This window comes from Streptomyces sp. NPDC052040 (assembly GCF_044548405.1).
GTDB lineage: Bacteria > Actinomycetota > Actinomycetes > Streptomycetales > Streptomycetaceae > Streptomyces.
Window position 1 is genome coordinate 312,863 of sequence record NZ_JBIUBV010000003.1, and the last position, 26,193, is coordinate 339,055.

At 70.5% G+C, this 26,193-nt stretch carries 24 protein-coding genes and 1 tRNA gene; 7 read left to right on the plus strand and 18 right to left on the minus strand.

The genetic code is table 11. The features are described 5' to 3' along the window. Positions 1-256 precede the first annotated feature (256 nt). The 3 genes from ACIHAA_RS09760 to ACIHAA_RS09770 form a co-directional block, all read right to left on the minus strand. The gene (locus tag ACIHAA_RS09760) at positions 257-988 is read right to left on the minus strand and encodes an NDP-sugar synthase (RefSeq protein WP_399814981.1); all 732 of its coding nucleotides are present in this window, start codon (positions 986-988) and stop codon (positions 257-259) included. Positions 989-1,039: 51 nt separating this feature from the next. Next, the gene (locus ACIHAA_RS09765; RefSeq protein WP_399814983.1) at positions 1,040-1,480 is read right to left on the minus strand and encodes a hypothetical protein; all 441 of its coding nucleotides are present in this window, start codon (positions 1,478-1,480) and stop codon (positions 1,040-1,042) included. Positions 1,481-1,679: 199 nt separating this feature from the next. Further along, complete coding sequence (locus ACIHAA_RS09770) at positions 1,680-2,816, minus strand: ABC transporter ATP-binding protein (RefSeq protein ID WP_399814986.1); 1,137 nt, start codon at positions 2,814-2,816, stop codon at positions 1,680-1,682. 226 nt (positions 2,817-3,042) lie between these two features. Between ACIHAA_RS09770 and ACIHAA_RS09775 the strand changes: the two genes are divergently transcribed. Further along, positions 3,043-3,119: transfer RNA gene (locus tag ACIHAA_RS09775), tRNA-Thr, on the plus strand. Between the two features lie 295 nt (positions 3,120-3,414). Here the strand turns inward: ACIHAA_RS09775 and ACIHAA_RS09780 are convergent. Continuing rightward, on the minus strand, positions 3,415-4,167 hold the full coding sequence (locus tag ACIHAA_RS09780; protein WP_399814989.1) for an enoyl-CoA hydratase-related protein: 753 nt from the start codon (positions 4,165-4,167) through the stop codon (positions 3,415-3,417). Positions 4,168-4,297: 130 nt separating this feature from the next. Between ACIHAA_RS09780 and ACIHAA_RS09785 the strand changes: the two genes are divergently transcribed. Then, the gene (locus ACIHAA_RS09785) at positions 4,298-5,326 is read left to right on the plus strand and encodes a 3-oxoacyl-[acyl-carrier-protein] synthase III C-terminal domain-containing protein (RefSeq protein WP_399814992.1); all 1,029 of its coding nucleotides are present in this window, start codon (positions 4,298-4,300) and stop codon (positions 5,324-5,326) included. Positions 5,327-5,380: 54 nt separating this feature from the next. Here ACIHAA_RS09785 and ACIHAA_RS09790 read toward each other — a convergent pair whose 3' ends face one another. Then, positions 5,381-5,866 carry a MarR family winged helix-turn-helix transcriptional regulator gene (locus ACIHAA_RS09790; protein ID WP_399814995.1) on the minus strand — a complete coding sequence of 162 codons (486 nt, stop codon included), beginning with the start codon at positions 5,864-5,866 and terminating at the stop codon, positions 5,381-5,383. 24 nt (positions 5,867-5,890) lie between these two features. After that, a complete protein-coding gene (locus ACIHAA_RS09795) occupies positions 5,891-6,340 on the minus strand; it encodes a hotdog fold thioesterase (protein ID WP_399814998.1) in 450 nt (149 codons plus the stop codon). Positions 6,341-6,453: 113 nt separating this feature from the next. Here ACIHAA_RS09795 and ACIHAA_RS09800 point away from each other — a divergent pair, with 113 nt between their 5' ends. Together ACIHAA_RS09800 and ACIHAA_RS09805 are read left to right on the plus strand one after the other, a co-directional pair. Then, positions 6,454-7,413 carry an aldo/keto reductase gene (locus ACIHAA_RS09800; RefSeq protein WP_399815001.1) on the plus strand — a complete coding sequence of 320 codons (960 nt, stop codon included), beginning with the start codon at positions 6,454-6,456 and terminating at the stop codon, positions 7,411-7,413. Positions 7,414-7,686: 273 nt separating this feature from the next. After that, positions 7,687-8,652: an aldo/keto reductase gene (locus ACIHAA_RS09805; RefSeq protein ID WP_399815004.1), complete on the plus strand. Its 966-nt coding sequence runs from the start codon at positions 7,687-7,689 to the stop codon at positions 8,650-8,652. A gap of 127 nt (positions 8,653-8,779) precedes the next feature. On the opposite strand, the gene ACIHAA_RS09810 is transcribed toward ACIHAA_RS09805, so the two are convergent. Beyond that, positions 8,780-9,313, minus strand: a complete 534-nt coding sequence (locus ACIHAA_RS09810; RefSeq protein WP_399815006.1) for a cysteine hydrolase family protein — start codon at positions 9,311-9,313, stop codon at positions 8,780-8,782. A 66-nt stretch (positions 9,314-9,379) separates the two neighbouring features. Here ACIHAA_RS09810 and ACIHAA_RS09815 point away from each other — a divergent pair, with 66 nt between their 5' ends. The 3 genes from ACIHAA_RS09815 (at position 9,380) to ACIHAA_RS09825 (ending at position 15,200) form a co-directional block, all read left to right on the plus strand. Continuing rightward, positions 9,380-10,234: an alpha/beta fold hydrolase gene (locus ACIHAA_RS09815; RefSeq protein WP_399815009.1), complete on the plus strand. Its 855-nt coding sequence runs from the start codon at positions 9,380-9,382 to the stop codon at positions 10,232-10,234. Between the two features lie 314 nt (positions 10,235-10,548). Next, complete coding sequence (locus tag ACIHAA_RS09820; RefSeq protein ID WP_399815442.1) at positions 10,549-13,863, plus strand: BTAD domain-containing putative transcriptional regulator; 3,315 nt, start codon at positions 10,549-10,551, stop codon at positions 13,861-13,863. 23 nt (positions 13,864-13,886) lie between these two features. Continuing rightward, positions 13,887-15,200, plus strand: coding sequence for an MFS transporter (locus ACIHAA_RS09825; RefSeq protein WP_399815012.1), 1,314 nt, complete (start codon positions 13,887-13,889; stop codon positions 15,198-15,200). Positions 15,201-15,226: 26 nt separating this feature from the next. On the opposite strand, the gene ACIHAA_RS09830 is transcribed toward ACIHAA_RS09825, so the two are convergent. The 11 genes from ACIHAA_RS09830 to ACIHAA_RS09880 form a co-directional block, all read right to left on the minus strand. Continuing rightward, positions 15,227-15,616, minus strand: coding sequence for a PPOX class F420-dependent oxidoreductase (locus ACIHAA_RS09830; RefSeq protein ID WP_399815015.1), 390 nt, complete (start codon positions 15,614-15,616; stop codon positions 15,227-15,229). 17 nt (positions 15,617-15,633) lie between these two features. Continuing rightward, positions 15,634-17,295: an FAD-dependent monooxygenase gene (locus tag ACIHAA_RS09835; RefSeq protein WP_399815018.1), complete on the minus strand. Its 1,662-nt coding sequence runs from the start codon at positions 17,293-17,295 to the stop codon at positions 15,634-15,636. Beyond that, positions 17,292-18,872, minus strand: a complete 1,581-nt coding sequence (locus ACIHAA_RS09840) for an MFS transporter (RefSeq protein WP_399815019.1) — start codon at positions 18,870-18,872, stop codon at positions 17,292-17,294. Before ACIHAA_RS09840 ends, ACIHAA_RS09835 begins: the two co-directional genes overlap by 4 nt. Before the next feature lie 197 nt (positions 18,873-19,069). Beyond that, positions 19,070-19,786 (minus strand): HAD family hydrolase, encoded by a 717-nt coding sequence (locus tag ACIHAA_RS09845; RefSeq protein WP_399815023.1) that lies wholly within the window; start codon positions 19,784-19,786, stop codon positions 19,070-19,072. After that, entirely contained in the window at positions 19,774-20,517 is a 744-nt protein-coding gene (locus tag ACIHAA_RS09850) for an SDR family NAD(P)-dependent oxidoreductase (RefSeq protein WP_399815026.1), read from the minus strand. The genes ACIHAA_RS09845 and ACIHAA_RS09850 overlap by 13 nt, the downstream gene beginning before the upstream one ends. Before the next feature lie 17 nt (positions 20,518-20,534). Beyond that, a complete protein-coding gene (locus ACIHAA_RS09855; protein WP_399815030.1) occupies positions 20,535-21,518 on the minus strand; it encodes a 3-oxoacyl-ACP synthase III family protein in 984 nt (327 codons plus the stop codon). 35 nt (positions 21,519-21,553) lie between these two features. Continuing rightward, entirely contained in the window at positions 21,554-22,264 is a 711-nt protein-coding gene (fabG, locus tag ACIHAA_RS09860; RefSeq protein ID WP_399815444.1) for a 3-oxoacyl-ACP reductase FabG, read from the minus strand. After that, positions 22,264-23,502 carry a beta-ketoacyl-[acyl-carrier-protein] synthase family protein gene (locus ACIHAA_RS09865; protein ID WP_399815033.1) on the minus strand — a complete coding sequence of 413 codons (1,239 nt, stop codon included), beginning with the start codon at positions 23,500-23,502 and terminating at the stop codon, positions 22,264-22,266. The genes fabG and ACIHAA_RS09865 overlap by 1 nt, the downstream gene beginning before the upstream one ends. After that, a complete protein-coding gene (locus tag ACIHAA_RS09870; protein WP_399815036.1) occupies positions 23,499-23,741 on the minus strand; it encodes a phosphopantetheine-binding protein in 243 nt (80 codons plus the stop codon). The genes ACIHAA_RS09865 and ACIHAA_RS09870 overlap by 4 nt, the downstream gene beginning before the upstream one ends. 192 nt (positions 23,742-23,933) lie before the next feature. Beyond that, positions 23,934-24,974 (minus strand): 3-oxoacyl-ACP synthase, encoded by a 1,041-nt coding sequence (locus ACIHAA_RS09875; RefSeq protein ID WP_399815039.1) that lies wholly within the window; start codon positions 24,972-24,974, stop codon positions 23,934-23,936. Next, on the minus strand, positions 24,974-25,993 hold the full coding sequence (locus tag ACIHAA_RS09880; RefSeq protein WP_399815041.1) for a ScbA/BarX family gamma-butyrolactone biosynthesis protein: 1,020 nt from the start codon (positions 25,991-25,993) through the stop codon (positions 24,974-24,976). Before ACIHAA_RS09880 ends, ACIHAA_RS09875 begins: the two co-directional genes overlap by 1 nt. Positions 25,994-26,193: the final 200 nt, after the last annotated feature.

Consider the following 26,193-nt stretch of genomic DNA (forward strand, 5'->3'; position numbering starts at 1 on the left):
CCGCCCCGCGGAGGCTCGGAGGCGGCTGCCGAGAGGGGCCCGCCCCGAGGAGGCTGCGGGCGGGATCCTCGCGGCAGCCGTTTGGACTGCCGCGAGGCAGAGCGGCGAACGGCAGCGGCCCGGACCCCCGTGGGAACGAGGGCCCGGGCCGCGAGGCAGGGCTGTGGGGCGGCCGCTGAAAGCGGTGGGAGCCGGGTCGGTGGCCTCGCGGCCCTCGGCCCCTTGGGCCGCCGAGGGCCGTGGAGCGGGCGCCGAGTCAGCGGCCCAGGGCCGCCAGTTCCTTGGCCGCCTCCGTGAGGTCCTTCGCCGTGTCGATGGCCCGCCAGTAGGCGCCCTGCGGCAGCGGGAAGCCGGCCAGCCGGCGTTCCCGGGCCAGCCGGGGGAAGGTGGTGCGCTCGTGGTCACCGCGCTCGGGGAGCATCTTGGCGAACTCGGCGGAGAAGACGTAGACCCCCGCGTTGATCTCGAACGTCGACGGCGGGGACTCGATGAAGTCCGTGACATGCCCGAAGCCGTCCGTCTTCACGGCACCCCACGGAATCCGCGGGCGGGCTAGCGCGAGGGTGGCGGCCGCGTCCCGCTCGGCGTGGAAGTCCGCCATGTCCCGCAGCGAGAACCGGGTCCAGATGTCGCCGTTGGTCGCGTACCACGGCTGGTCGGGGTGCGGCAGATGCTCGGCGGCGTACCGCAGACCGCCGCCGCGGCCGAGCGGCTCCGCCTCGACGACCGTGGTGACCCGCACCGGCAGATCGGCGGAGTCCAGCCAGCGTTCCAGCACCTCGGCGAGGTGGCCGCAGGAGACGACCACGTCCGTGACGCCCTCCTCGGCGAGCCAGGTGAGCTGATGGCCGATGATCGGGGTCCCGGTGCCCGGGATCTCCACCATCGGCTTGGGCCGGTCGTCGGTGTACGGACGCAGCCGGGAGCCCTGGCCACCGGCCAGGATGACGGCTTGAACGGGGCGCGAGGCGGCGCTCGGATCGGTCATGACCGAACTGTACGACGCGCGCCCCGTCCGGGGTCCGGGGTGCCGACCGCCTCAGCCGTGCCGGGCGGCCACGCCCGAGGCGAAGGAGGTGTCGCAGACCGGGCGGGAGTAGGACTGGGCGCGCGTGGGGCCGTAGATGCGGACGGCGGCGCGGCCGAGGGCGCGGGCGATGGACGCGCAGTGCCTCGCCAGCGACGGGCGGCCGTTGACCGCCTCCTGGAGGTGGGTGAGCGCGACGCCCGGGTTCTTCTCCTGGAGCTCCAGCAGGAGCCTGTCCCGCAGGATGTCCTGCGGGGCGCGGGAGGAGGCGCGGGTGGAGACGTCTTCGGCGGACGCGGCGAGCACCGACGAGCCTCCCGTCCAGTTCACACGGGTGACCGCGAGGGTGCCGGACAGCACCAGGACGACGGGCAGGACGAGGGCCAGGGTGCGGCCGATCCGGCGGGCGGGGCCACGGCCGCGCCGGGGCCGGGGAGTAGTGGAGTGCTTCACGCGAGTGAGGGTAGCGCGGGGTAGTGATTTGGCGACATTTAGTCACCGGTTCGAGGGACGGGAACGCGGAAATTTCCGGGTAGGGGGTTGACGCCGGTGGTCGAAATGCCTTTCATGTTGCGGTTTTTGGCGGCGGACGACCAAGGGGCTCCACGGCAAGCCGCGGAGCCCCCCTCACCGTTCGCGGTGCGGCCGGACCTCAGTCGGAGAGGCGCTCACCGGTCGAGGTCGAGAACACATGGGTCTCGCCCGGCCGCGGCACCACATGCAGCTGGGCACCCTTCTCCGGCACCTGGCGGCCGCCGACGCGGACCACCAGGTCCTTGGGCTCCCCGTCGACCTCGGCGGTGCCGTAGACATAGCCGTCGGCGCCCAGCTCCTCGACGACGTTCACCGAGATGGCGAGGCCCGCGGGGGCGTGCTCGGCGTCCTTGGACAGCGCGGAGGCGGCGGCTCCGCCCAGCTCCACCACGTCGAAGTGCTCCGGGCGGACACCGACGGTGACCGTGCGGTCCCCCTTGTCGGCGGCGGCCGCGAGGGCCTCGCGGCCGACCGGCACCACACTGTTGCCGAACTTCACTCCGCCGTCCGTGATCGGGACCTCGACCAGGTTCATGGCCGGGGAGCCGATGAAGCCCGCGACGAAGAGGTTGGCCGGGCGGTCGTACATGTTGCGCGGCGAATCCACCTGCTGGAGGAGGCCGTCCTTGAGCACGGCCACCCGGTCGCCCATGGTCATGGCCTCGACCTGGTCGTGGGTCACGTAGACCGTGGTGATGCCCAGCCGGCGCTGGAGCGAGGCGATCTGCGTACGGGTGGAGACACGGAGCTTGGCGTCCAGGTTGGACAGTGGCTCGTCCATCAGGAAGACCTGGGGCTCGCGCACGATGGCGCGGCCCATCGCGACGCGCTGGCGCTGGCCGCCGGAGAGCGCCTTCGGCTTGCGGTCCAGGTACTCCGTGAGGTCGAGGATCTTCGCGGCCTCCTCGACCTTCTTGCGGATCTCCGCCTTCGCCACACCGGCGATCTTCAGCGCGAAGCCCATGTTGTCGGCGACGGACATGTGCGGGTAGAGCGCGTAGTTCTGGAACACCATGGCGATGTCCCGGTCCTTGGGCGGCAGATGCGTGACATCGCGGTCACCGATGCGGATGGCGCCGCCGTTCACGTCCTCGAGCCCCGCCAGCATGCGGAGCGAGGTGGACTTGCCGCAGCCCGACGGGCCGACCAGGACGAGGAACTCCCCGTCCTCGATCTGGATGTCGAGCGCGTCGACGGCGGGCTTCTCGGAACCCGGGTATATCCGGGTCGCCTTGTCGAAAGAGACAGTGGCCATGGCGAATGGGCCCCCTTCACCGGCAGGAACGTGCCGGACGATCCGTTGTAAAGGTGGTGAGCCACTACGGGATTCCGTTGTGGTGTAGTCCACAAGAGTGAACTGGCTCAGGACCGTACCCGCCCGCCACCTGCCCTGTCAGTACCCGGGAGGCGGTGAACTTCGCGGAAATTTTCGACGGCTCCCGCCCGGGACGCGGGTACACTGCACGGGCACGCAGATGCACGCCTCCTTAGCTCAGCTGGTCAGAGCGCCGCTCTTGTAAAGCGAAGGTCGTCGGTTCGAATCCGACAGGGGGCTCCAGTGGAGCCCAGGTCCGGTGGCCCCTGACCTGGGTTTTCGTACGCTCCAAGCTCGTTTCGTGGTGGTGGGTCAGGTCTCGTGAGGGCTCCTGACCGCTACCGGTGGACGAGCGAGTGGTCGCCGTGGAGCGCTGAGCGGCCGATTCCGCCCCCCCCCGGGTGCCAGGGGCCGGTAGCGAACTCCGGCGGCAGGAACCGGATGCCCGGCATCTGCTCCAGGCCGAGCTGGACGCGTCGCCGAGGGGAGTGTCCTGGTCAGGGGGTAAGCCGACCGCTACAGGGCGCGGGATTGTGGATCACCGCGGTGTGAAGACCGGCTTGCGGCGTTCCCGGACGGCTGCCATGGCCTCGGGGAAGTCGGGGCGGGTGAACGATTCCCGCATGAGGGAGACGGACTCGGCCACGGCGTCGGCCGCTGGCATGCGCAGGCCGTCCAGGATTTGGCGCTTGATGACGGCCATGGACGCCGGGGAGCAGGTCTCGGCAAGTCGGCGGGCGTACTCCTGGGCGGTCGCCAGCACCGTGTCGCGAGGCGCGGTGTGCTGCACCAGGCCCATCCGCAGCGCCTCCTGCGCGCCCACAGCCCGGGAGGACAGCAGCAGGTCCGTCGCGTTGCCGACGCCCACCAGGCGTGGCAGCAGCCAGGCCGCGCCGTACTCGGCGATCAGGCCGAACCGGCTGAACACGGCTGAGACCTGTGCCTCGTCCGCCATGAACCGGACGTCGGCGTACAGGGCGTGCACGAGCCCGAGGCCCGCCGCGCTGCCGTTGATCGCTGCGATCAGTGGGGTCCGCATGGTCAACGGAAGGTGCGCGGGGTGTCCGAGGACCGAGTCCGGGTCCTCTTCCGGCGAATCCTGCGAATCGGCCAGTTGGGCGAGCAGGTCGGGGGTCGCTCCCGAGCAGAAGCTGCTGCGCGCGCCTGTCACGACGACGGCGCGGACCTCGTCGTCGGCGTCAGCCTCGGCCAAGGCGTCGTAGTAGGCGCCGAACATGGACAGGTCCATGCCGTTGCGTAGCTCGGGACGGGCGAAGGTAATCGTCCGCACGGGCCCCTCGGTATGCGTCTCTATGCCCGTCGCGCTACTGGACATGCCTTCTACCTCCAGATAACAGACTACTGACTTTCCTAAGGGAACTGCTTATCATGAAGCCCCTGATGACGAGCGGAGTATTGCTGTGCGACTACCGAGACCGCTGGGTCTGTCCGGCCTGAGCACGTGGATACCCGAAGCACGCCAGACCGCCCGGGACGCCGTCGAACAAGGCCTGGTGGAGGCGGACACGGCCGAGGAACTCGGTTACGCGGCGCTGCCGGTGGCGGACAAGGCTCCTCCCGAGATGGCGGTGCTGGCGGCGCGCACGGCCCTGGAGAGCACCGGGACCGCGTCGGCCGGGCTGGGCATGGTGCTGCACGCCTGGATGTACTACCAGGGGCACGACCTCTGGTCGCCTCCGCATTACATCGCCGATCAGCTCGGCGCCCGACAGGCCGAGCCGCTGGGTGTCCAGCAGGTCTGCAACGGCGGTGCGGCGGCCGTCGAGGTGGGCGCCGCCCGGCTGTTGGCCGACCCCGCCCTCGGCGACGTCCTGGTCACGACGGCCGACCGGTTCGCCGCACCGGGCTTCGACCGCTGGCGCGGAGACTACGGGATCGCCTACGGGGACGGCGCCACCGCGCTACTGCTGCACCGGCTCGAAGAGCGTCCCGCGGACCTGCTGCTGCACGCGGTCGCCACGGTTGCCGCGCCGCAACTGGAAGGGATGCACCGCGGAAGGGATGCCTTCGGTGCTATGCCACGCTCCGTGAGCGACCAAGTGGACATGCGCCGCACGAAGAAGGCCTTCCTCGAGCGTGAGGGCATGGAGGGCTTCACCCGGGCCAGCGCGGAGAGCCTGACGGAGGTCGTGGAGCGGTGCCTTGCCGCCGGCGGACTGGCATCCGACAGTCCGCTGCTGCGCTGTGTCGTTCCGCCACGGCTGGGCGCCAAGACCATCGACCTCGCCTATGCGCCCCCTCTGCGCAAGATGCTGTCGGCCGAGATCCGGACGGTGGGCGGGGACACGGGACACCTGGGCGCGGGGGACGCGGCGGCCAGCCTGGCCGAGCTGTGGTCCGGCAGCGTCCTGTCGCCGGGCGAGTACGCCCTGGTGGTGAGCGCGGGGGCCGGGTTCACCTGGTCGTGTCTGCTGGTGAGCGCCGCCTGACCGTCGGGCGCCGGGACGCCCGGGGCCGGGTGGCCCGCTCTGGAGCCACCCGGTTCACTGCGTTTCGTTCAGTGTCTTGATGGCCCGCTCCAGGTAGTCCTCGAACTGCTCGAACTCCTTGGGAGTGAACTCTGCCCGCAGACCGTCCTCGACGCGCACGGCCTCCTTGTCCGCCTTCTTCAGTACGGCGCGTCCGGCCCTGGTCAGCTTGTTGACGATGACCTTCTGGTGGAGCGGGGAAGGCTCTCGTTCCATCAGACCGTGCTTCTCCAGGTTGGCGAGGACCGTCGACATCGTCTGCGGCGTCACCATGCTCTCCCGGGCGAGTTGCGCGGCCGACATCCCGCCCGGGAAGAGCGAGAGCAGCAACAGTACGGAGTACTGGGGAACGGTCAGGTCGAACTGGCGCAGCACCTGGGTCTTGCGCGCGATCAATGCCTGCTCGGCCCGCTTGATGGTGTTTCCGAGCCGGTCCCCGACCGCAGCCGTCACGGCCGCGCGGGGGTCCTGCGCGTGCTTTGTCGTCGTGGTATCCGCCATATCAGAAGTCTCCCATGAATGAGCCTACGAATCCCTCTCGGGGCGCATCTGCCGCCGGGGCTGGGGAAGCGCGCAGGTGAGCCGGGCGGTGCAGACTCTCCGTTCCCGCTCGTCGGAGATGACGATCTCGTACGTGGCTACCGTGCGCCCCACGTGCAGGGGACGGCAGACGCCCGTCACCAGGCCCGCGCGCACCGCGTGGTGGTGGGTGCAGGAGAGTTCCTGGCCGACGATGATCCGGTCCGGTCCGGCGTGCACCCAGGCGGCGAGCGAGCCGAGGGTCTCCGCGAGAACCGCGTTGGCGCCACCGTGCATGATCCCGATCGGCTGCCGGTTCCCCCGTACCGGCATGGTGCCCACCACGAGGTCCGGTTCGCAGCGGATGATCTCGATGCCCATGCGGGTCACCAGTTGTTCGTCCAGGTAGTTGGGAAGGACCGGCACCGGTCCCAGCGTCGCCGCCGCCTGCGTCATTCGACCCTCCATGATCGTACGTGACCCGATGAGTGTACGTGTTCTGTCTTACGGTAGCTATGGAGATCAAGTATGTGTACTGTTACGGCCCAGTCGAGGAAAGGGAGGCCGCGATGCGCGGTACCGCACTGGGGACTTCCGGCCCCGAGGTCGGCGTCGTGGGTCTGGGCTGCATGGGCATGTCCTGGGCGTACGACGAACTGGGCAGGGACGACACCGCCTCGGTGGCGGTCGTCCACCGCGCTGTGGAGCTGGGCTGCACGCTCATCGACACCGCGGACATGTATGGTCCGTTCACCAACGAGGAGCTCGTCGGCCGGGCGCTGCGCGGCCGACGGGACGAGGTGGTGCTGGCGACCAAGGGCGGTCTTGTAGTGGACGATCCCACGACCTACGCCAGCCACCGTGACGGAAGGCCGGAGCACCTGCGCAGCGCTTGCGAGGCCAGCCTCCGGCGCCTGGGCGTCGACCACGTCGACCTCTACCAGCTCCACCGGGTGGACCCGGACGTGCCCGTCGAGGAGAGCTGGGGCGCCATGGCGGAGCTGGTACGGGAGGGCAAGGTACGTGCCATCGGCCTCTCGGAGGCATCGGTCGAGGACATCCGGCGAGCTCAGGCCGTGCATCCCGTGGCCTCCGTGCAGAGTGAACTGTCCTTGTGGAGCCGGGACACGGTCGGGTCGGGGGTCCTGGAGTTCTGCCGCGAGCAGGGCATCGCCCTCATCGCCTTCTCGCCGCTCGGCCGGGGTTTCCTCTCCGGCCGGATCAGCTCCGCCGACGACCTCCCGAAGGTTGACGGCCGTCGCCGGCTGCCCCGCTTTCAGTCCGAGGCGCTGGCTGCGAACCTGGGCATCGTCTACCGGCTCCGGCAGGTCGCGGAGCGGCTGCGAGCCACCCCGGCGCAGGTGGCGCTGGCCTGGGTGCTCGCGCAGGGCGAGAACGTCGTGGTGATCCCGGGCACGAAGAACATGCGCTACCTGGAGGAGAACGCGGGCGCGGCCGCAGTGGAGCTGGACGAAGCCTCGCTGGCTGCGCTGGAGGACGTTCCGGCGGCGGTGGGCACGCGCTACTGACCCATCCGGCCGCACTCGGGCCGGGCTTGTGAAGGTCATGGGCTCGGGTCCTGGCCCCTGACGGTCATGGCGCACGGGTCGTTCCGCACCACGCACCTGCTTGCGGTCTCCGACAGCGGGACGAAAGGCTCCGTAGCTACCTTTGCTCCGCGCCGGTCCGCGCGCCGAACGGCAGCGGACGGCCGGAACGAGGTACGCCGCACCCCGGCGTCGGGTTCACGGGGTCCGCCCAAGGAACGGTGCCTGCGGCGGCAGGAGAGGAGAGGGGGAAAGGTGCGTCTGAGAAGTCTGGGCAACACGGGAACCAAGGTCGGCGCCATCGGCCTCGGTTGTATGGGAATGAGCGGGCTGTACCAGGAAGCCTCCCGCGACGACGGGCGGTGCGTCCGGTTGATCAACGAAGCCCTGGACCTCGGCGGGAACCTCCTCGACACCGCAGACCTCTACGGCGCCGGGCACAATGAGTCCCTGCTCGGCAAGGCCATTGCGGGGCGGCGCGAGGAGGCCGTCGTCGCAACGAAACCCGGGATCGCCCCGGACGATCTCTGCCGGCGTGCGAGCCGCCACGACGGCTCACCGGCCCATCTGCGCGATGCCGCGGAGGCGAGTCTGCGGCGCCTGGACATCGACGTCATCGATCTCTACTACCTCCACCGCATGGACCCCGCGGTGCCGTTGGCAGAGACCTGGGGCGCCATGGCCGAGCTCGTCCAGCGAGGCATGGTGCGCTGGTTGGGTCTGTCCGGGGCGACCGTGGTACAGGCCCGTGAGGCGCACGCGATCCACCCGGTGACAGCGGTGCAGTCCGAACTCTCGCTGTGGGCCCGCGACGCGCTGGACGGCGAGCCGGACGGCATGATCGGCTGGTGCGAAAGCGCGGGAGTCAGCTTCATCCCCTCCGCGCCTCTGGGGCACGGCTTCCTCACCGGAACGTTGCGTGCCGACCAGTTTGAGAGCGGCGACTTACGTACCTCCGATCCCCGCTTCCACCGCGCCGCGATGGAGGCGAACCAACGCATCGTCGACGTGATCAGAGAGGTGGCCGACCGCCGGTCGGTCACCCCCGCACAGGTCGCCATCGCCTGGACCCTTGCACAGGGCGAACAGGTCGTACCGATCCCCGGCACGAAGAATTCCCGTTACCTGCGGGAGAATCTGGCCGCGTCAGAAGTCCAACTGGCCGACGAGGACTTCACGGACCTCCGCACCCTGCCTGCCGCCGTCGGCAGCCGAAATTGAGCCCTGAGCGCCGACGCCACCAGGACCGTGCACGGCCCGCGCCGCCTTGCCCGGCAGGGAAGCCGGGCCCCGCGACCCATGTCGTGCGAGGCCCCGCCAGACGCGGAGCCTTCCTCTCGATGCCGTGTCAGCTTCCGACGGCCTCGGAGGTCACGAGTGAGTCGACCGGACGCGTGTGCGCACCGAGCGCCGCCATGCGGTCCAGTGCCTCTCGGTGCTGTGCGTCGCTCTCGCTGGCGGTGGCGTCGGGGACGACGGTCACCTCGTATCCGAGGCGCAACGCTGTCGTCGCGGTGGACGCCACGCCGTGCGCGGTGGTCAGGCCGGCCAGCACGATCTTCGTCACCCCCGTCTGCCGGAGGTGGTCGTGGAGGCCGGTGTCCTCGAACGCGTCAAGGCCGTTCTTGGTCACCACGTGTTCTCCGGCACGGGCGGCGAGCGCGGGAACCAGGTGGTTGGGGGCCGCGGTGAGGCCGCCGTCGGCGCCATCGGCGCGGACGTACCGGACGAGGACGACGGCCGCGGAGTCCGCCGCCGTGAAGTGCTCGCGCAACCTTACGCAGGCGTCCGCCACAGCGGCGCCGCTCACCGGCTGCCAGGGCCTGTCGACGATCCACCGTTGCAGATCGATCAGGACGAGTGCCGTGTGTGCGCGGGTCATGAAGTGCTCCCCCGGGGAGAGATGAACAGCGTCCACGGGCACACTAGCAAGGAGAAACTCGAGTCAGTGGAGAGGTCGATTCCAGCCGACGACGGTCTGCTGCTGTGGGCCGAGACGTTCGGCAACCGCTGTGATCCTGCGGTACTGCTGGTGATGGGCGCCACGGTGCCGGGCATCGTATGGCCGGACGAGCTGTGCCGGCAGCTCGCGTCGGCGGGATACTACGTGGTGCGCTACGACCACCGCGACACCGGGAGATCCGGCAAGTCCGTTGCCGAGTACGACCTTTCGACGATGGCCGCGGACGCAGCGGCGGTGATATCCGGGCTCGACGCGGGCCCGGCCCACGTGGTCGGCCAGTCGGCGGGTGGCATGGTCTCCCTGCTGCTCGCCCTCGGGCGTCCCAGGCTCGTCCGCTCCCTTGTGCTGCTGTCCAGTTCACCAGGCACCGACGTCAACATGCAGCAGCCGCACACCGGGCCTGCGGATACGCATGCGCCGGAGGCGGAGCCGTCCGCGCGGCCCGGATCGCCCGTGGCCGGACCCGACGAGCGCCGGGCCATGGCGGTCGAGGGCTGGCGGGTGCTGGTGGGGCCCACCGCGCCCTTCGACCGCGCCTACTGGGCGGACCTGGTCGACCGCGTGGCGGCGCGCAGCAGCGAACCCGACACCTCCGCACGCCACGTGGCGGCTATGGCGCGTACGCCTGCGCTCACTGACCGCATCACCGCACTCCGGGTGCCGACGCTGGTGGTGCACGGCGAGCAGGACCAGATCTTCCCCGTGGAGCATGGCGAGGAGCTGTGCCGGGCGATTCCGGACGCGCAGCTCCGCCGGATCCCCGGCATGGGGCACATCTTCCCTCCGCGTTGGTCGTCGACGATCCACGCACTGATCGTCGGTCACCTGCGACGGACATGACGTCTGGACGCGGGAAATTGTTTCCTCAACATTGCGTACCATCCGTCACCGTCTCAAACGTGTCAGAAAAGGCTCTTCGACCGGTTCCAAATTTCGACGACAGTGAGAAACGTCACCCCGACGTCCCGCTTCAATAAAACCTTTGGTCAGAAGATGGCGTCCACTAGTGTGGCATCCGCATGTGTGAAGCGCCCAGCGGAACGCGCAATTCCGGCGATGGCGCCGCACGTACGCGCGGAACGACCGGGCACGAGTAGGTCGACACAGGCTGACGGGGGAAGGTGAGCTGTGTGGCAGGACCGACCGCGATCGCGGTGGGCAAGGCCGCGACATCCGGCTACGGAAACAACTTCGGAATTCTCGGACCGCTTTCAGTAACGGTCCAAGGTAAAGACCTGGCATTGGATTCCGCGAAACTTCGCATTCTGCTTGCAGCCCTGCTGGTTCGCAGCGGAACGGTCGTGAGCAACGAACGTCTCGCCGAATGGCTTTGGGATGAACGGCAGCCGTTCAATCCCCGCGCAACGCTGCACACCTACGTGCGGCGCCTGCGGATGCTGCTCGGCGACGCCCTCCCACTGGAGACGGCCGCCGGCGGCTACCGGATCGATGTTCCAGCGGGCGAGCTGGACCTCCAGCGCTTTCGCGGGCTGGTCCAGGCCGCCCAGCGGTCCGAGGCGCTCGAGGAGCGGGCCCGCCTGCTTGCCTCGGCGCTCGCCACATGGAGGGGTGCGGCGCTGGAGGACGTTCCGTCGAGTTCCCTGCACCAGGACGAGTGCCGGTCCATCGAGGAAGAGCGACTGGCCGCGCTGGAGGCATATTTCGAGACCGACCTCCAGCTCGGCAGGCATGCGCAGCTGGTGCGGGAGCTGCGCGCCGCAGCCATGGACAACCCGCTGCGGGAAAACTTCTGGAGCCTGCTGATGCTCGCCCTCTACCGCTCGGGTCGGCAAGCAGAGGCTCTGGACGTCTATCAGCAGGCCCGGCGGCACCTGGTCGAGCAGCTCGGCATCGAGCCGGGCGAGCGGCTGCGCACCCTGCACACCGGGATCCTCGAATCGGACCCGGCGCTGGCGGCTCCGGACGGCCCGGGCCCCGGCACCGGCGAGACCGGCCCGGTGCCCGCCCAACTTCCTGCGCTCGGCACAGGTTTCGTGGGACGTGAGGCCGTGATCGGCCGCATCGCGGCGGCGCTTCCGCCCTCGTCTGGCCGCACCAGCGTCCCGGTCGTCGTGCTGTCCGGACCGCCTGGAGTGGGCAAGACGGCTCTGGCGGTGTGCGTCGGCAGGCGAGTGCGGCCGGCCTTCCCGGACGGCCAGTTGTACGTGGACCTGAGCGGCTACGACCAGGGAGCGGCGCGTGAGCCGTTGCCGGCCGAGCAGGTGCTCTCGCAGTTCCTGCGCGCACTCGGGGTGCCGGCGAAGCAGATTCCGGTCGACCTCGTGGAGCAGGCGAACCTGTACCGGTCGAAGCTGACCGGCAAGAAGTTACTTGTAGTACTGGACAACGCCGCCAGTGCCGAACAGGTGGTCCCGCTCATACCGGGCGACGGCGGCTGCTCCGTGCTGATCACCAGCAGACGACAATTGCGCTCCCTCGTCGTCACGCACGGAGCCCAGTTGATCCAGGTCGGCACGCTCAGTCCGCCCGAGTCGATAGACCTGGTCGCGGGCATGATGCGCCAGGCCGCAGTGACGATCGATCCGGAGACGGTGCGCGAGGTCACCGCGCTGTGCTCGTGTCTGCCGCTGGCCCTGCGGATCGCCGCGGCCAACCTCATCGGCGCTCCGGGGGGCCAGACCGAGGCATACCTGAAGAGTTTGCGGCGTGGCAATCGCCTCGCCGCCCTGTCCGTCGACGGCGACACGACGTCCGCGGTCTCGACCGCCATCGCCCTGTCGTACTACGCTCTCGCACCGGACGACCGCGTCATCTTCCGGCTCGCGGGACTCTTCCCCGGCTCCGACTTCTCCCCCGTCGCCGTGTCGGTGCTCGCTGACATCAGCGAAGCGCAGGCGCGGGCGGGGCTCAGCCGCCTGGAGATGGCGAGCCTGCTTCAGCAACCTGCTCCGGGCCGCTACCAGTTCCACGACCTGCTGCGCGAGTACGCCCAGGACCGCGCCGCCGAGGAGGAACCCGAGCGGGAGCGCGCCGAGGCTGTGGAGCGGCTCGGCCGGTGGTACCTGGCGGGTGTCTGCGCCGCGGCCGACGTCCTCTACTCAGAGTTCGTCAGGCTCGCCGAACCGCCTTCGTCTCAGGAGGCGTTCGACTCACCGAGCCATTGTGACGAGAGCCACTCGATGGCCTGGCTGCTGGCCGAGCGGCGCAACCTGATGGCGTGCGTGCGCTACTTCGGCGCTCATGGACCGCACTACCTCTCCTGGCACATTGCCGACGCGCTGCGCGGCTTCTTCTGGACGGGCAAGTACCGGACCGAATGGCGGGAGACGACCCGCACCGCCCTCGCCGCCGCCGAGGCGCACGCCGACGACCGCGGCATCGCGGCGATGCACCGCAGCCTCGCCAACCTCGCCAACACCCTGGGCGACTACGAGTGGGCCCTTGTGCACCAGGAGAAGAGCCTTGCGGTACACGACCGGCTGGGCATGGCCGAGGAGGCCGCGGCCACGCTCAACAACATGAGCCTCGCCCACCTCAGCCTCGGCCGCGCCGGCCGGGCCCAGGAGGCCGCGCAGCGGGCGCTCGACATCGCGCACACCATCACCTCGCCGCGCCTGGAGGCCACCGCCAAGGGAGTGCTGGGCTTCATCCGCTGGACGCGGGGGGACATCGAGGGCGCGACCGAGTTCCTCACGGCCTCCCTGACCACCGCCGGCGCCCTCGGCCTGCACCACATCAGCTCGTACAGCCTGCGCAATCTGGGCCTGGTGCACCAGGCGACCGGAGAGCTCACCGAGGCGCGGTCCTACTTCAGCCGGGCGCTGGAGGTCTCCGAGGCCATCGACTCCTCATACGACCGCAGTGTCTCGCTGTACGGGCTCGCGCTTGTCGATCTGGACATCGGCCGGTACGACAGCGCGTGCGAGTCGGCGCTGCAGGCACTGAACTCCTTCCAGGAGTGCGGCGACCGCACGTACGAGGTCGAGACGCTGTGCCTACTGTCTGCTATCAGCGGAAGCCTGGGCTCACCGCGGAGGTCGGCACAGTACGCGGCCACGGCGCTCGACGGGGCCCGGCAGATCGGCTATGTGGACGGTGAGGCGTACGCGCTGGCTCGCCTCGCCGTCGCCGACGGACTCCTTGGCCGTGACGCAGCTGATCACGCGGAGGCGGCCCGCTCACTGGCTGACTCCAGCACGAACCGGATGGCCCGCAGCAAGATCCTGCTGGACCTGGCTCAGCTCTACCTGACCCTGAGCGCGCCGGACCGGGCCGAGGAGTGCGCGCGCCAAGTGCTGCGCCTGTCGCAGCCGAGCGCGCAGCGACTGAACATCGCCCGGGCCGAGGAGGTCCTGGGTGCCGTCGCCGCATGCGGCGGCGACCACGCACGGGCGCGCGCGCACTGGAACAGGGCGCGGGCGACCTTCACCGACATCGGCGTCCTCGTGCACACCGATCCGCCGGCACGGCTGGACGTGTCATCGGGTCAAAGGAGGACGGCATCGTGAACACCGCTGCTCCAACAGCCGGCGTGCGCACCGCGACGGAACGCGGGCGCCTGCGCCAGATCCTGCTCGCCTCGCTCGGCAACGCCGCGGAGTGGTTCGACTGGACCGTGTACGTGACGTTCGCCGCAGTGCTCGGTCCGCAGTTCTTCCCGTCCGGCGACGGGGCCACGAGCGTCCTTAAGGCCCTGTCCGTGTTCGCCGTCGGTTTCCTGTTCCGGCCGGTTGGCGGGCTGCTCATCGGCGCCTACTGCGACCGCCGCGGCCGCGGCGCGGGGCTGCGGCTGTCGCTGCTGATGATGGCGGGCGGAAGTCTCCTGATCGCGCTCACCCCGGCTCACCGGACGGCCGGCGTGCTGTCCCCGGCGCTGCTGGTGGCGGCACGGGCGCTGCAGGGGCTGTCCGCGGGCGGCGAGAGCACGGCGATGAGCACCTACGTGACCGAGGCGGCGCCGAGGCAGCGCCGTGGGCTGTACTCCAGCGTCATCTACATCAGCACTACGCTCGGCACACTCACGGCCACCTTCCTCGCGCTCCTGCTCCGGAACACGCTCACGCCGGGCCAGTTGGGCGACTGGGGGTGGCGTGTTCCCTTCGCGCTCGGCGCCCTGTTCGCGTTGTACGGCTGGTGGATGCGCCGTGGCGTGCGCGAGACACCGGTCTTCGACGCGGTGCCGGTGCGGCTGCGCCGTCCGGCCTGGCGGGTTCTGCGCACGCATCCGCGCCGTGTGCTCCGGGTGGCCGGCTTCTCGTTGGGCGCCACCGTCGTCTACTACACGTTCGCCACCTACCTGCCGCTGTACGCCCAGGTGCACGACCGGGTGCCGGCGAACGCCGCGCTGTGGGCGTCCGTCGCCGCGCAGGTGGTGTTCATGGCCGCGCTGCCCCTGCTCGGCACAGCTACCGACCGCTTCGGCCCAAGGCCCATGCTGCTGACGTTCGGCGGCGGGTTCGTCTGCCTGACCCCGGTGCTGTTCGGAGTCATGTCGGGTTCGGCCGGTCGGCTGTTCGCGGTAATGACCGCGGCGCTGCTGCTGTTCGGGTGCTACGCGACGGCCGCGCCGGCAGCGACGCTGCAGATGTTTCCCACCGCGCTGCGTTCCACCGGCGTGGGGCTGCCGTACGCGCTGACGGTGGCGCTGTTCGGCGGTACGGCGCCCTATCTCAACGAGTATCTCTCCAGGCTCGGTCACGCCGCCTGGTACCCCTGGTACGTCGTGGTGCTCTGTGCGGTCAGCACGGTCTTCTTCTCCCGGTTCCGGGGGACGGCCGACGCGGACCTCACCGCCGTCGAGGACACCGACCGCGTCCGCACGGCGGGCGGCGCCGTGCGGGGCTGACGCCGGTGCGGGCTCGCTCCGGATCCTCACTGCTTACTGGTCCCGGTTGGGCGGATCACGTACACCACCCGGTGCTCCGCGTCAGCGGGCGGGCCGTCGAACTCAAGGGCGTAGCGGTCGGCGAGCTGGAGGAAGAAGGCGCCCTCCGGGTCCGGGTCGATGCGTTCGACGGCGCCGCGGATCTCCAGGTATCGGTAGGGCTGCTCGGGGTCGTTGATGGACACCGAGACGACCGGATGACGCGTGACATTGCGGTACTTGTACCGTGTCGTGGTGTTGGTGAAGTACAGGTACTCGCCGTCCCAGCAGAACCACATGGGGTTCACCTGCGGCGTGCTGTCCGGCCTGATGGTGGCCAGGTGCGCGAAGAGGGGGCGCTCCAACAGGTCGCGGTGGCTCTCGGGAATGATCGACATGGTTTCTCCGGTGGACGTCAGGTGGTTTCGGGCTGTTGTCGGAGCGCGTCGGCGCGGTTCTCGGGGGTTTCGGCGGGTGTGAGCAGCGGGGCGAAGAGCTCTTCGAGCCGCCGCCGTACGCGCCAGGACTCGCGCGCGGGGCAGACCAGGTCGGCGATCCCGTCCGGGCGGACAAGGACGATCCGGGTGGTGTCCGGGCCGCTCGGTGACGCGGGCCATTCGGGCATCCACGGCCGCAGCGTCCGGGCGCGGGTCCGCAGCACCTGGACCTCGACCGTCTCGGCGCACTGGTCGCTGACCCAGGCGGCCAGCCGGGCGGACCTGCCGCCGGGCGCTGGGTCGCCCAGCAGCAGGAGGGTGTGGCGGAGGTCGGAGAGAGCCGAACGCAGCGGCATCCGCCGGGAGCTCGTGGTGTCCCAGATCCGTCTTTGCGGGACGAGGCCTCCCTCGGTGAATCCTCCGGACCCCGGCCATGGCCGTCCGGCGGGCAGGGCGGGGCGCTGCCGGGAGCCGGGCTGCACGTAGACGGTCCGCTGGCCGGCCAGCCAGGGCAGGTAGTCGAGGTGGAAGAGACGCAGCGCGGAGGCGAGGCGGAGCGCATTGTCGCGCAGGGCCACGTGGTGCGGTTTGTTCAGCAGCCAGACCCTGGTCTGGATGTCCGCCTGCTTGATGGCGGCCCGGGCGGTCTGGGCGCGCTCGCGCTCGAAGCTGTCCAGGAGCGCCGTCTCACTCAGGCCGTGCCAGCACAGAGCGAGTTTCCAGGCCAGGTTGTGCGCGTCTGCCATCCCGATGTTCAGCCCCTGGCCGCCGGCCGGGCTGTGGATGTGCGCGGCGTCGCCCACCAGGAAGACCCGTCCCTCACGGGTTCGGTCCGCGTGCCTGGAGTGCACCGCGAACACGCTGATCCAGTCAGGGTCGCGCAGTGTGATGCCGCCGGGACCCCGCTCGTCGACCAGTTGCTGGACGACCGCCAGGTCCACGTCGTCGCGCTTCAGGCCGGGCGGCGCCGAGGTGAAGACCCGGAAGCGGCCGGAGGGCAGCCCACAGGTGACCAGGATGCCGCGCGGTGAGCAGAAGTAGTGGGTGACGTCCGGCTCCAGCGGTCCGTCGAGATCGATGTCGGCGACCACGAAGGACAGTTCGTGCGTGGCGCCTTCAAAACCGATGTCCAGGTGCTCCCGGACGCGGCTGCGCGCGCCGTCGGCGCCCACCACCCAGGAGAACTCCTCCGTCCGTTCCGTTCCGTCACGGCCACGCAGGACCGCCTTGACCGCAGGCCCGTCCTGTTGGAATCCGGTCAGTTCGGTGCCCCACGTGATTTGTCCCCCGGCCTCGGCCAACGCGTCCCGAAGCATGGACTCGACGTCCGGCTGGGGTAGGCAGACCGGTTGCACGTCCGGGTCCCGGAAGCGCAGGTCGGCGATCACCCGGCCGTCTGAGTAGTACCGCATGGCTCGCTGCGGCAGGACACGCCGCCGTATCTCCTCCTCGGCTCCCATCCGGCGCAGCAGCTCCAGAGTGCGGGGCCAGACTCCGAGTGCCTTCGTCGACGTACTCGGGCCTTCGGCACGGTCCACGCAGCGCACCGGTACGCCGCGTCGGGTCAGTTCCACGGCGGCGGTGAGGCCGGACGGGCCGGCGCCGACCACCAGGACGGGACGCTGGTCTCGTGTCGTCATACGCGGGTGGCCTCCTGGGTGGTGGCGTCCTCGGCGGCCGGAGCGACGGTGGCCGGCTCCTCGCGTTCGCGCAGCATCAGGTAGACGACGACGGTGGCGACGGCGCAGACCGCGGCCAGTAGCCACAGCACGGAGTGCATGGCGCCGGTGTAGCTGTCCGCGAGGAAGTCGCCGAAGCGGTCGCGCAGTCCGGGTGCGACGCTCCGTCCTGCGCCCGCCAGGTCGCCGCTGGCGACTCGGTTGGCCACGCCGGACGCGTCGGCGGCGGGAAGCCCGTAGCCGCGCAGGCCGCCGGCCACCCTGCTCTGCAGGAGGGAGACCAGGACGGTGCTCATCACGGTGATGGCGACCGCTTCGCCGGCGAGCCGCATGGTGTTGAACATTCCTGCGGCCATGCCGGCACGGTCAGGGGTGACCGAGGTGATCGCCACGCCGTCGATCAGACCCGCCGAGAACCCCATCCCGACGCCGATCAGCAGGAGCGGGCCGGCCAGCTCCAGCGTGGAGATGCCTGGGTGCAGCACGGTGAGCCAGGCGCCGCCCAGCGCCACCAGGAGGAGGCTGAGACTTAGGACGACACGGGTCGACATGCCCAGCTTCACCAGTCGGCTGACGCCGAGCGGTACCACCAGTACCGGCAGGGTGAGCAGCATCATGGTCGCCCCGGCGGCGTCCGCGGAGGCTCCGTTGGCCGCGCTGAACCATGAGGGGAGCAGCACCAGCAGACAGACGAAGCCGAAGGCGATGGCCACGGGCAGCAGGCAGACGGCCAGGAAACGGCGCTGCCGGAAGAGCGCGAGATCGAACATGGGGTGCGTCTGACGGCTCTCGGCGACAATGAACAGGGCGATCAACAGCGCCGCCCCGGCAAACAGCCCGATCACCTCGGCGCTGGCCCAGCCGGTCTGCGGTCCCTGGACAACGGCCAGCATCAGCAGGAAGAGGCTGCTGGTGAAGGTGACGGTGCCCCACCAGTCGATCCTGGCGCCCTCGCTGTTGCGGGACTCCGGGATCGAGGGCAGCGCCAGCAGGGCCACGGCGGCGACCAGGGCGTGCGCGAAAAACACCCACCGCCAGCCCAGCGCGCCGACGAGGAGACCGGACACGGACGGCCCGAGGGCCAGGCCGGCGCCCGCCGACGAGCCGAGGATCGCGAACGCCCGGCCGAGCGCGGCTCCTTGGAAGGTGGTAGCCAGGATCGCGCTGCCGCTGGTCATCACGGCGGCGGCGCCGAGGCCGGCCAGGCCGCGCATCACGTCGAGCAGCAGCACGTCGCCGGCCAGGCCGCTGGCCACCGAGGCGAGGACGAACACGGTCGTCCCGGCGGCGAACAGCCGTCGGCGGCCGACGATGTCGGCCAGCGAACCGCAGGCGAGCATGAAGGAGGCGAACGCGAGGTTGTAGGCGTTGACCACCCACTGCAGCGGGACGATGCCGGCGTGCAGGCTGGACGCGATGTCGGGCAGGGCCACCGAGCTGCCGGTCAGCGAGGCGGGCAGGATCAGGACGGCCACGCACACCGCGGCGAGGACGATCGAGGGCCGTGCCGTGGCGCGGCCCGAGGTCACTGTGCTCATGCGAGCTGCAATCCCTCCGTGGACGACTTGTAGAAGATTCCCTTGAGGTAGGACACTACCTTATATCAATACCCTGTCATTCGGTTGGGCATTAACTTGAGTGAGTAGGCTTGGTTGCTTCCGTCCTCTCGCGCCTTCGGGGCGCCGTCGCCAGCCGTTCGCGAGGCGCACGGGCCGGGCCGGAGCGGGCGAGGTGATCAGACGGGTATGCGCTCGGTGCCGGGCACGAGCGCGTTGGACAGCACCCGCCAGCCGTGTTCGGCCGCCATCCCGGCGAGCACGGGGTGGTCGCCGACGACGGTGGGCCGACCCACCAGCCGGAGCATGTCGAGATCGCTCGGGTCGTCGGCGTAGGCGAAGCACTCCCCCGCCGCCGCACCCCGCTCCGAGAGGACGTCGCGCACCGCGGCCCCCTTGGCCTGGCCGAACATCGCCCGGGCGATCCGTCCCGTCAACAGCCCCGCCTCGTCCACTTCGGGCTCGGTGCACAGCACCAGGTCGATGCCCAGGTCTTCGGCCATCGGCCGCAGGCTCGCGGCCCACGCGCCGGACACAGCCACGGTGAGGTGGCCCTGGAGCTGGTGGTGCCGCAGCTCGCGCAGTGTGGCCTCGACGAACGGGATTCCCCGCCTGCGCAACTGTGCGTACCAGTCACGGCCCTGCTTCAGCAGTTCGTCCCACGCGACGCCGGCGACGGCGCGGTAGAACATCGCGCTCACCTCCGCGGGGGCACCGCCCTCGGCGGCGAACCTGCGGATGGGATCGGCCTTGGCCTGGTACGCCGAGCCGTCCAGGTCGCCCTGTTCGCGCAGTCGGTGGCGCAGCATCGCGAACGGGCTCTTCATCGCGACCAACGTCTCGTCGACGTCGAAGAACGCCACCACCGGGGCGGAGGGTGCCGTCAGGCCGCCCACATCAGCCCCCCGTTGACCTCCAGCACGTGCCCGTTCACGTACGAGCTGTCTGAGGCGGCGAGGAACACGGCGGCCGCCCCCACCTCCTCCGGCCGTCCCAACCGCCCGGAGAGCAGCCGCTTTCGGTAGCTCTCCCAGATGCGGTCGTCTGCGGCGACCTGCTTGCCCATTCCCTCGTCGATGTAGCCGGGTGACAGGCAGTTGACCGTGATGCCCTTGTGCGCCAGTTCGAGAGCCGACGCGCGGGTGAACATCTCCACGGCGGCCTTGCTGGCGCTGTAGGCGGCTGCGCCGGCCACGGCACGGCTCGCCACACAGGACGAGAGGTTGATGATGCGGCCGCCGCCCTGTGCCTGCATCGGGCGGATAGCCGCCCGGGTGCACAGGAAGACCCCGTTGAGGTTGGTGGCGACGGTGGTGTTCCAGTCCGCCGTCGAGAGCCGGCTGATCGTGCCGTCGCGGCTGACGCCGGCGTTGTTGACCAGCACATCGATCCGGCCGAAGACGGCCAGAGCCGCCTCCATCAGCTCCGCCACGGAGTCCTCGTCCGTGACGTCGGTGCGCTGGTAGTGGACCCGATCCGGATGCCGGTCGATGATCTCCTTCAGGTCGTACGGGTTGCGGGCGGCGCAGACGACGTTCGCACCCTCGGAGAGGAAGCTCTCCGCGATGGTGCGGCCGAGGCCCCGCGTGCCACCCGTGATGATGGCGGACATTCCGTCGAGTCTCATGGGTTGCTCTTCCGTCCTCAGTACCAGGTCATGAGGGTGGCGGCGGCAGTCATGCCACCGCCGATGGAGGCCATCAGGACACGCTCACCGCGTTCCAGGGGGTGGGCGTGATGGGTGTGGTGGAGCGTCAGCGGTATGGAGGCGGCTGCGGTGTTGCCCAGGCTCGGTGCCGTGAGGGCGACCTTGCCGGGGTCGATGCCGGCCTCGGCCGCGAAGGACTCCAGCAGCCGGGTGTTGGCCTGGTGGAGGACGAAGCGGTCCACGTCCTCGATCCGGGCGCCGCAGTCCGCGAGGGTCTGACCGACCACCTTGTGCAGCGTGGTCATGGCGTACTCCCGTACGGCCCTGCCATCCATCCGGAAGCGGTGCTCGCCCGCCGCGCGGGCCCGCTCGTCCAGCGGGGTCCGGCTGCCGCCGGCCTCGACCTTCACGTAGTCGTGCAGTTCGCCGTTGGCCAGCAGGGTGCTGGCGTGGATTCCGTAGCTCTCCGGCACCGGGCCGAGCACGACCGCGCCGGCACCGTCGCCGAAGAGGCTGACGGTCTTGCGGTCGCCGCGGTCCATGAGTGTGGAGAAGACGTCCGCACCGACTACCAGGGCGTGCTGCCCGGGCTGTCCGTCCAGCAGCGCCTTGGCGAGGGTGAGCGCGTACAGGAAGCCGCTGCACACCGCGTTGACGTCGAAGGCGGGCAGGGCCGGCAGGCCGAGGCCCGCCTGCACGATGGCCGCCGTCGACGGCTGCGGGTGGTCGGGAGTGCAGGTGGCGACGACCAGGGCGGCGAGCCGTTCCCTGGTCTGCGAGCCAGCCTCGCGGAGCGCCGCGCGGGCCGCGGGCAACGCCAGGTCGGACGTCGCCTCGCCGGTCGCGGCGTAACGCCGCTCCAGGATTCCGGTCCGTTCGGCGACCCACTCCTCGGTGACGTTCGCCCAGGCGGCGATCTCCCGGTTGGTCACGACGCGTTCGGGAAGGTGAGCGCCGACTGATATCACGCCGATTGCCATTGATCAGCCTCTTCTTCCTGGTAACTGACGATTGGTCATATGCCCATGCCGAGCCCGCCGCCGACCGGCAGCACTGCGCCGGTCACGTAGCCGGCCTCGGCACTCGCCAGGAAGCGGACGGCGGCGGCCACTTCCTCGGCCCTGCCCGGCCGTCCCAGCGGTGTCCGGCTCAGGAATTGCTCGCGCCGGGCCTCGCTGAGGTCGCGTGTCATGTCGGTGTCGATCAGGCCGGGAGCCACCACGTTGACGGTGATGCCGCGCGGTCCCAGCTCCCACGCCAGCGAGCGGGCCATGCCGACCAGACCGGCCTTGGCGGCCGCGTAGTTCGTCTGGCCCGGCGAGCCGGTGAAGGCGGCCGACGAGGAGACCAGGACGAGCCGCCCCCAGCGCTCGGCGAGCATGCGCCGGGACGCGTGCTTGGCCAGTCGGATCACGGCCCGGAGGTTGGTGTCCAACACCTCGTCCACGTCGTGGTCGGCCATCGACAGCAGGAGCGCGTCCCGGGTGATGCCGGCGTTAGCCACCAGCACCTCCACCGGCCCCTGTTCGGCGGTCACCTTCTCGAACAGCCGCGCCACCGCCTCGGGATCGGTGATGTCGCAGGCCACCCCGTACAGGCCTGGCGGCGCCTCGGTGCTGTGGTGCGTGACCGCCACCCGGTCGCCCTGCGCGGCCAGGTCCCGGGCGACGGCGAGGCCGATGCCGCGGTTGCCTCCGGTCACGAGGACGGAGCGGCCGGTGCGCATCATGCCGCCGTCACCACCACGGCGGCGTTCTGGCCGCCGAACCCGAAGGAGTTCGACATCGCCGCGCCGATCGTCGCCGTGCGCGGCGCCCCGGCGACGACATCGATCTCCACCTGAGGATCGACGCACTCCAGGTTCGCGGTCGGCGGTACGGAGCCCTGCTCGACCGCCAGCACCGTGTAAGCGGCCTCGACCGCTCCGGCGGCGCCGATCAGGTGGCCGGTCACTCCCTTGGTCGAGGTGACCAGGGGATGGTCGCCGATGACCCGGCGGATGACGGCCGCCTCGGAGACGTCGTTCTTCGGGGTCGACGTTCCGTGCGCGTTGACGTGCGCCACCTCCACAGGGTCGAGGCAGGCGTCGGCCAGCGCCGCGCGCATTGCCCGCTCCGCGCCGTCGCCCGTCGGGTGGGGGGCGGAGGCGTGGAAGCCGTCGGCCGACGCTCCGAAGCCGCTGATCCTCGCGCGGACCCTGGCCCCTCGGGCGTGCGCGTCGGCCACCCGTTCGAGCACCAGGACGCCGGCACCTTCACCGGCGACGAAGCCGTCCCGGTCCGCGTCGAACGGGCGGGACGCGGCCGCCGGGTTGTCGGCACGCCGGGAGAGCGCGCCCATCTTGTGCAGGCTGGCCATGCCGGTGCGGGTGAGCGCCGCTTCCGAGCCGCCGGCCAGCACCACGTCGCAGAGTCCGGCCTCCAGCAGCATCCGGCCCAGACCGATGGCAGTGGTACTGGAGGCACAGGCGGTCGACACTACCTGGTTCGGTCCCAGCGCCTGGCAGTCCATGGCGATGTGCCCAGCTGTCATATTGACCGGCGCCGTCACCATGAGCTGCGGTGAGACCACCGTCGGCCCACTTCGCAGGTAGGTCTCGTGCTCGCGCTCGAAGCTGGCGGAGCCGCCGAACGAGGTGCCGATCACCACGGCGACCCGGGCGCCGTCCCAGACCTGGGGGTCGAGCCCGGCGTCCGACACGGCCAGCCGTGCGGCGGTGACGCCGAGCTGGCTGACCCGGTCCATCCGCAGCGCCGCGCGCCGGCCGAGTTCGGCCGCCGCGTCGAAGCCATCCACCCGGCAGGAGAAGTCGACGGCCATGCCCTCCAGATCGGGGCTCTTGCCCGCGGTGGACCGGCCGTCCCAGATCTGGGCCACGTTGGCCTTCACTCCGGTTCCGGCCGGCGTGACGAGTCCCAGGCCGGTGACGGCCACGTCGAACCGGCGACGGCGTCCGGCGGTCACGAAGCCGCCTTGAGCTGGCTGTCGAGGGTGCCGAGGACCTCGCCGACGGTGCGCTCGGGCGCGAGCTGGAGCTCGTCGAGCACCACACCGAACTCCTTCTCCACGGCGACGCTGACCTCGACGATCAGGAGCGAGTCGAGGTCGAGGGATTCGAGGGTGGTGTCCTCGGTGAGCGACTCGGTCTCCACTCCGATCTTCGCGCTGAGCAGGGAGTAGAAGCGGTCTCGGACGTCGTTCATGTCGGTTCTCCTGTCCATGGGCTGCCCGGGTGGTTCTCCGCCCGGAGGTCTTTTCCGCCCGGTCGGATGCGGCTGTTGCGGAACCGTCCGCTTTCCGGGTGTCTGTTCGGTCCTGGCCGGGTGCGGTCCACGTGGGACCGTCAGCTTCCCGGAGGTCTCTTCGGTCCGGCTGGGCGAGATGTCGCGGCTGGTTCAGGCGGCGGTGTCCGTGCGGCTGACCACGGCCGCGGTGAAGGTGAACCCGCCGCCTCCGTTTAGCACGACGGCGTACTGCCCGGGCTCCAGCCAGTCGCCGTTCGCCAAGTCGGCGAGTGAGGCGTTCAGGTCGCCGGCTCCCAGGTGGCCGGTGGCCCGCCCGAGGTCCAGCAGCGGCGCCGCGACGGACTCCGACAGCGGCGGTACGTACGCCTCCGCCATTGCCTTGGCGCCCAGGCGCGGCAGCACGGCGTGACGCAGCCGTGGATCGTCCGGGGCGAGGCCGCAGGAGGCGAGGGCCTCGCCGACGGCTCCCCGGATGCGGTCGTGCGCGAGCTTGGTGAAGTAGTCGACGCCGAAGGACCGGACGAAGTGGCGCTTGGGACGCCGTACGTCGATCATCGGGCCGTGTCCGAGCGGTTCCGCGTTCAGCTCGTCCTCCCCGCGGTGCATCACCTCCAGCTCGGACGCCACGGTGGTCGCCAGGGCATGCAGAGTGAGGTCCGAGGGCAGCCCGTCGCCGCGGTGCACCAGCACCGCCGTGCCCGCGTCGCCCGCGGCCATGCCGTAGTCGGTGCGCCAGCGGTGCCAGCTCGGCATCAGGAACCGGTCGCCGGTGGTCACCAGGGCCGGCCCGGCCTGCGGGTCGCCCTGGAGACGGGAGACGGCCAGCTCGATGCCGATGGCGCCGCCGTTGCACTGCTGCAGCAGTCCGATCGGCACCGCGTGGTGCGCGGTCAGCCGGTCGGCGATGTAGTGCGGTGCCGACCACGCGTCGTGCCCTTGATGGTGCACGCTCGCGTGCAGCACCATCGACAGCGCCCGCGCCGGACAGCCGCCTCGCTCCAGCGCTCGGCGCCCGGCGGCCACGGCCATGTCGGGTGGCGCGGTGTCCGTGCTCACCGGCAGTGCCGTGTACCCCAGGTCGGCGGCGTTGCGCCGGTCCACGTCTCCGGCGGCCAGCGCCTCCTCGACGGTCTGCCTCTCCGGTGGGTACCAGGCCGCGCACACGAGCCCGTACGTTCCGCTCAGCCGCATCAACGGCTACCGGAGGCAGTGGCCGCGGGAGCAGGGGCTGCCGACGGCGCAAGGACCGTGACCACGCAGTCGCAGGCGATCGCTCCGTCCTGCTCGAACAGCACGGCCACGGAGCGGCTGCTGCCGCCCTGTTTCACGCACGCGGACACCTCCGTCGGGCTGTCCAGTTCGACGAAGCGTCCGAACCGGGCGCTCAGCGCACCCACCCGCCACGGTCCGGTCGCCTCACCGGCGTCCTCCATCTCCGGCGCGACCGCCGACAGGGCGGCCTGACGGGCGGCTTCAAGCAGCGCGGTCGCCGGTACGTGGTCGAGCGGGTGGTCGTAGAAGACCGGATGTGCGACCGGTACGTCGAGGTCCGCGACGGTCCGTCCGCCGGTGCGGCGCACCGTCGAGAGGACGATGTTCTCCTCCAGTGCCCGCCCGACCTGCCGGCCGTCCGCAGGCGTTCCGACCAGGCGCGGCGGCATGGCATCGGAGAACGGCGCCGCCGAGCTGCGGCGGCGGGTCCGGAAGCTTTCGTAGCCGGCACGGGACGGATAGCCGGTGATCACCGTGCTGGTGGCGATCCTTCGCCCGGCGAAGTAGAGCTCACTCACCAGCGTCGCACCGAGCAGAGACTCTCCGCGCTGCTTCAGGTCCTTCGCCTCGATGACCATCGTCAGCTCGCCGGTGCCGTGTCCGGGCCGCAGGACAGGCGGTTCGCCGTCGAGGGTGATGGACCACTCCGCGATGAGGAACGCTGTGTCCGTCGGGACACCGAGATGGCGGTGGGCCACCAGGGTTCCGGCCTGCCGCGAGCACTCGAGGAGCAGCATCGGGTCGATGGACGCCGAGGGACTCGGGTCGTCGTTGAAGTAGCGGTGGGCGGACGGCAGCCGCGCCGCGACGGCGAAGCGGCCGTCGCCCAGTGCGACGTGATCGGTGACGAAGACCTCGTCGGCCGCGTGACGGTGCACCAACGACCGCTCCAGCGGTCCGTCGAACCGCAGCCGCCGCTCGCCGTGGACCTGGGTCATCGACCTGCTCCCTTCACATCGGTCTCGCTGTCGCGCCTGCGCGGAACACCGGTGGACCGGCGCGGCTCCGCGGCGGAATCCGGACGTCGGGCGACGTCATGTGTCGTCGCTGTCATCCGCGGGCACTCCTCCCCGTGGGAGACCGGCGACTTTCGCACCGCTCTCGCTCTCTCGTCGTGATGTGCCGCGTGCCTCGAACT

Coding starts and splice junctions, on each gene's coding strand:
- fabG (WP_399815444.1), bottom strand. CDS start 22,264: ATGCGCACCGGCCGCTCCGTCCTCGTGACCGGAGGCAACCGCGGCATC.
- ACIHAA_RS09875 (WP_399815039.1), bottom strand. CDS start 24,974: ATGCGGCTGAGCGGAACGTACGGGCTCGTGTGCGCGGCCTGGTACCCA.
- ACIHAA_RS09795 (WP_399814998.1), bottom strand. CDS start 6,340: ATGACGCAGGCGGCGGCGACGCTGGGACCGGTGCCGGTCCTTCCCAAC.
- ACIHAA_RS09800 (WP_399815001.1), top strand. CDS start 6,454: ATGCGCGGTACCGCACTGGGGACTTCCGGCCCCGAGGTCGGCGTCGTG.
- ACIHAA_RS09850 (WP_399815026.1), bottom strand. CDS start 20,517: ATGAGACTCGACGGAATGTCCGCCATCATCACGGGTGGCACGCGGGGC.
- ACIHAA_RS09790 (WP_399814995.1), bottom strand. CDS start 5,866: ATGGCGGATACCACGACGACAAAGCACGCGCAGGACCCCCGCGCGGCC.
- ACIHAA_RS09830 (WP_399815015.1), bottom strand. CDS start 15,616: ATGTCGATCATTCCCGAGAGCCACCGCGACCTGTTGGAGCGCCCCCTC.
- ACIHAA_RS09855 (WP_399815030.1), bottom strand. CDS start 21,518: ATGGCAATCGGCGTGATATCAGTCGGCGCTCACCTTCCCGAACGCGTC.
- ACIHAA_RS09870 (WP_399815036.1), bottom strand. CDS start 23,741: ATGAACGACGTCCGAGACCGCTTCTACTCCCTGCTCAGCGCGAAGATC.
- ACIHAA_RS09880 (WP_399815041.1), bottom strand. CDS start 25,993: ATGACCCAGGTCCACGGCGAGCGGCGGCTGCGGTTCGACGGACCGCTG.
- ACIHAA_RS09760 (WP_399814981.1), bottom strand. CDS start 988: ATGACCGATCCGAGCGCCGCCTCGCGCCCCGTTCAAGCCGTCATCCTG.
- ACIHAA_RS09770 (WP_399814986.1), bottom strand. CDS start 2,816: ATGGCCACTGTCTCTTTCGACAAGGCGACCCGGATATACCCGGGTTCC.
- ACIHAA_RS09810 (WP_399815006.1), bottom strand. CDS start 9,313: ATGACCCGCGCACACACGGCACTCGTCCTGATCGATCTGCAACGGTGG.
- ACIHAA_RS09835 (WP_399815018.1), bottom strand. CDS start 17,295: ATGACGACACGAGACCAGCGTCCCGTCCTGGTGGTCGGCGCCGGCCCG.
- ACIHAA_RS09840 (WP_399815019.1), bottom strand. CDS start 18,872: ATGAGCACAGTGACCTCGGGCCGCGCCACGGCACGGCCCTCGATCGTC.